We start from the raw sequence: 2,619 nt of genomic DNA, 5'->3' as shown, positions 1-2,619 counted from the left end.
CGGTCCGAGCGCGGCCAGCGGCTCGGGAAGAGCGCCCGCGCCCGTTGACGGAGCGTCACCCGGGCCCACGGGTACACGAGTCAGGAATGCGAGCACCGGTGCAGAAGACGCGGCCTCGTCGCAAGGACAAGCAGGCGGCCCTCACGGGGGACCCGCAGCAGACGCCCACCGTCGGCAAGGGCCGCCCCACCCACGTACGCAACCGTCTCGTCGTCGCCGTCGCCGTGGTGGCCGCGGCGATCGCCGGGGCCGGGGCGCCCTCCGTGCTGGCGGCCTCCCAGCAACTGCACGACTCGCAGGAACTGGTGACGCTCGCCGAGCGGACCCAGGACGCGCTCACCCTGGCCCACTCCCTGGCCGACGAGCGTGACGACGTCGTCCCCTACATCGCGGCGGGCCGCCCCGAGTCCAAGGCGCCCGACGAGGAGCACAGCGCCCGCGTCGACCGGCAGGTCGAGGAACTGCGCGCCGACGAGGACACCTCCCAGGCGCTGCGCGACGAGCTCGAGGCCGTCGCCGCCGTGCGCCGCGCCGCCCTCACCGGCAAGTCCGGCGCGCTGGAGGCCCACCAGGCGTACTCCGACGCCGTCTCCCGGCTGCACCGGCTCGCCGCGCGACTCGCCGACGCCACCCCGCCCCGGGCCGGCTCCGGCGCCCACGCGCTCACCGAGCTCGACACCGCCGTCCAGCAGGCCGCCGCCACCCGCGGACTGCTGCTCGCCGCGCTGAACGTGCCGAGCTCCACCGAGACCGTGATCGACCCGGTCTCCGGACTGCCGGTCACCGAATCCGGCGGCTCCGGCGACGACGAGGAGCGGCGCGACGAACTGTCCGCCGCCGCGCTCGAGGCCCGCGTCCGCTCCGACGCGGCCCTCGCCGGCTTCCGCGACTCCGCCCCGAAGGACGCCCGCGCCTCCTACGACTCCACGGTCACCGGCCCCGAGGTCGACACCGCCGAGGAGTACCTCGCCAAGCTCACCGACAAGCCGACGCTCTCCGACTCCGAGCTCGACACCAGCACCAAGAAGCTCGCGGCGGCGCTCACCGCGCGGATCGACATGATGCGCGGCGCCGAGGCCTCGCTGTTCGAGCAGCGCACCAAGGATCTCGCCCAGCTCCGCGACGAGGACGTCACCGCGCTGGAGATCCGGATCGCGGTCCTCGGCGCGATCCTGCTGCTCGCCGTCGGCGTCGCCACCGCGATGGCCCGCACCCTCACCCGGCCGCTGTCGGTGCTGCGCCGCGGCTCCGCCCGGCTCGCCGGGGCGGAGGACCCGGCCGCCGAGGAACCGGTCACCTTCACCGGCCGCAACGACGAGTTCGCCCAGGTCGTCCGCTCCGTCAACGCCCTGCACGCGCACGCCGCGGGGCTCGCCCAGCGGATCGCCACGCTGGAGGCCGACCGCAAGCACCTCGTCGGGCAGCGGCAGAAGATGGCCGACGCCCGCGAGGAGCTGCGCGGCGAACTCGCCGAGGCCACCGCCCACATGGAGCGGATGCGCCACAGCATCGGCTCCACCTTCGTCAACCTCGCCCTGCGCACCCTCGGCCTGGTCGAGCGGCAGCTCGGCGTCATCGAGGGGCTCGAGGAGCGGGAGGACGACCCGGACCGCCTGGCCACGCTGTTCAAGCTCGACCACTTCGCCACGGTCATGCGCCGGCACAGCGAGAACCTGCTGGTCCTCGCCGGCACCGAGCACGGCCGGCACACCGCGGGCCCGGTCCCGCTGGTCGACGTCGTACGGGCCGCGGTGAGCGAGATCGAGCGGTACGAGCGGGTGCGGATCGCGGCGCTGCCGCCGCACGCGCACATCGCCGGGTTCGCCGCGGACGACCTGTCCCACCTGCTCGCCGAACTCATGGAGAACGCCACCGCGTTCTCCCCGCCCGACATGCCCGTCGAGGTCTCCGGCTGGCTGCTGGAGAACGGCGAGGTCATGCTCTCCGTCCAGGACGAGGGCATCGGCATGGCCGAGGACCGGCTGGAGCGGCTCAACACGCGGCTCACCGAGTTCGACCCGGACGCGGCGTACGACGCGGAGGCCGAGTCCGACGTCGGCCTCGGCCTGGGCCTGTACGTCGTCGCCCGGCTCGCCCACCGGCACGGGGTGCGGGTGCAGCTGCGCAAGCAGAAGCAGGGCGGGATCGCCGCGGTGGTCGTCCTGCCGGACCCTCTTCTGGCCCCGGCCACCCCCACCGCCGTCCCGTCCTCCGTCCCCGGCGGCGCCCATACGGTGACCCTGCCGGGAGCCGACGCGGAGGCCAACTCCAACGTCCTGCGCGGCCGCACCAAGTCCGGCGACCTCCTGGTCGACCTGGCCGAACGCACCATCGAGGCGCAGGGGACGGCGGGGACGCCGGAGACGCCTTCGCCGGAGACACCTGCGGCGCAGGACGAGACGCGGGACGCGTCGGGCTCCGCCCACGCCGCCGGCCGTACGGACGCCGAGGCGCCGACCGCCCCGCTTGCGGAGCCGGCTTCGGGCGAGGACGCCCGAGTTGCCCCGGCGGCGCCCGCTGCGGACACGACGGCGGTGTACGGTTCCGCCCCCGGCGTCGGCCGGTCGGACGCTGCCCCGCATACGGCTGCCGAGGAGCCGGCTTCGGGCGAGGACGCCC

General features: G+C 75.1%; 1 protein-coding gene. It reads left to right on the top strand.

Features of this window, described 5'->3' with window-relative positions:
- Positions 1-98: 98 nt before the first annotated feature.
- A partial coding sequence (locus CCN29_RS34010) for a sensor histidine kinase (RefSeq protein ID WP_107481771.1) occupies positions 99-2,619 on the top strand: 2,521 nt, incomplete at its 3' end.

The organism is Streptomyces pseudogriseolus (genome assembly GCA_002154585.1).
In the GTDB taxonomy this organism is placed as follows: Bacteria; Actinomycetota; Actinomycetes; order Streptomycetales; family Streptomycetaceae; genus Streptomyces; species Streptomyces pseudogriseolus.
This window is presented reverse-complemented; position numbering and strand designations above follow the sequence as displayed.